Raw genomic sequence first — 1,950 nt, 5'->3', positions numbered from 1 at the left:
AAACCACCAAAAATGTCCTAGGGATAGTAGAGGGAGAAATTTTCTTACAAGTTTAAAACCTACTGAATTTTTTTGTCTGTTATTTGGGATAAGTTACTCAAAACTCTTCTAACTGTCCTAAGGAATATGAGGGGATATTTCTTCTTCAAAAAAATATGAAAGCAACCTGGTAACATGTCAAGATAAAATTCCCTGGGAATTTTATCAAAAATAATAAAAAAGTGCATAGCAAACAAACCTATTAGTAAACAGGCTAAAAACTTTTGTTCTATTTTATCTCTCCAATGTAATAGTTGGAGTAGATTTGATTTTTGTTCAGCAAACCAAAAATCAACCTAACTAATTTGCGAGAAGTTAAAACTAATGCTCTTTTATGTTTATGATTATTAACCTCTGAATATTTCTTTAAATAAAATTCATGATATTCAGGAATATATCTAATAACACTACTAGCAGCTTCAATCAAATAATATCTAAGATATTTATTGCCTGTTTTAGTCATTCTAGTATTATCAGAAGAAAAATTACCAGATTGAGTTTCTCTCCATGTCAAACCAGCATATTTAGCAAGTTTATCATTATTAGAGAAATTCGAAATAGTACCAATTTCAGCTAGAATACCAGAGGCCAAAACAGGACCAATACCTGGAATAGAAATTAATGACGAATACTGTGAAGAATAGAGACCTAAAATATTTTTAGAAATAGCTTTATCAACTTCCTTAATTTCTTTTTCAAGAGACTTAATGACATTAAAAGAAGAAGCAATAGAAACATTAATAGGCTCATAAAGAACCTTATCAAGACGATAAGAATCTCTAGCAGCTTTTTGCAAAAGTTTAGCAGTTTCTAAAGGATTATCAAATCTGTTCTTACCTTTATCTTTAATAAAGTCAACAAGACTATCCAAAGAAGCATAAGCAATATCATCAAGGGAGAAGAAATCAGTAAGAATAGAAGAACAAGTATTAGAAAAAATATTAGAAAAAGGTCTATCATCATCTAGTCTAGTAAGCTCACTAAACTTAAGATAAATATTAGACAAAATATAATTTTTTTCACGAGTGAGACATTCCACAAGATGAAGCCTGTGTCTTGTTAAACGCTGAAGAGCTAAAAATTGGCTACCACGCCAAGGACTAGAAGAAATTCTACCACATCTAGCAAAATCAGCGATGACAAAGGCATCGAGAAAATCATTCTTATCTAAATCGACAAAAGAATTTCTGTAAGCTTTAACAGTTTTAGGGTTTAGACAAAAAACTAAAACATTAAAATTAAGAAGACTAGTATTAGAACTAAGTAAATTAGCAATATGAGTAGAATAAAAGCTAGTAGATTCAATGGCAATAACAAGGTGGGAGAGATTATGTATAACAAGAACAGAAATAAGTTCATTAATAATAATCTCGCAACCAGGATCATTGTTGGGAACATCTAAATTTAATAATTTATTAGAATTAAAATCAATAGCACATAAAACATTAGATTTAGAACTAACATCAATACCAACAAAAAGAGTAGATAAACAATTGTCATTCATTATGAATACACCACCTTTCATAGAAAATGAAGAACAATTAGAAAAAGAGATATCCCAATCTTAGGGGTTAATAGCAACCTCGCATTATTAGCATTCAAGTTGAAAAATAGCCTTGCTGAAAGCCTAATCAAAAAGATGCAGCACCTGAAGTGAGAAAATTTAGCCCCTAAGTCGAGAAGCATGCTTTTTTAAGCAATAGTATAAAACTTTGCAAGGAGAGAAAGAATTTTCCTTTGCTAATAGTTCTAATGAAATTATAGCATCAGGATATCTCAATTAGAAATTGTAATTAGACCTTTATTTATCGGTCTAAAATATATTATACGAGCATTCAAGTTGAAAAATAGCCTTGCTGAAAGCCTAATCAAAAAGATGCAGCACCTGAAGTGAGAAAATTTAGCCCCTAA

The 1,950-nt window shown here is 30.3% G+C and carries 1 protein-coding gene; it reads right to left on the bottom strand.

Translation table 11 applies throughout. From position 1 onward, the window contains the following. Positions 1 to 268: 268 nt before the first annotated feature. Positions 269 to 1,543, bottom strand: a complete 1,275-nt coding sequence (locus DC077_RS10560) for an IS110 family RNA-guided transposase (protein ID WP_275663954.1) — start codon at positions 1,541 to 1,543, stop codon at positions 269 to 271. Positions 1,544 to 1,950: the final 407 nt, after the last annotated feature.

The organism is Ignatzschineria cameli (genome assembly GCF_003121895.1).
Classification (GTDB): Bacteria; Pseudomonadota; Gammaproteobacteria; order Cardiobacteriales; family Wohlfahrtiimonadaceae; genus Ignatzschineria; species Ignatzschineria cameli.
This window is presented reverse-complemented; position numbering and strand designations above follow the sequence as displayed.

What these genes read in the sequence shown, in the direction of transcription:
- DC077_RS10560 (WP_275663954.1), bottom strand. Translation starts at nt 1,543, where the DNA reads ATGAATGACAATTGTTTATCTACTCTTTTTGTTGGTATTGATGTTAGT.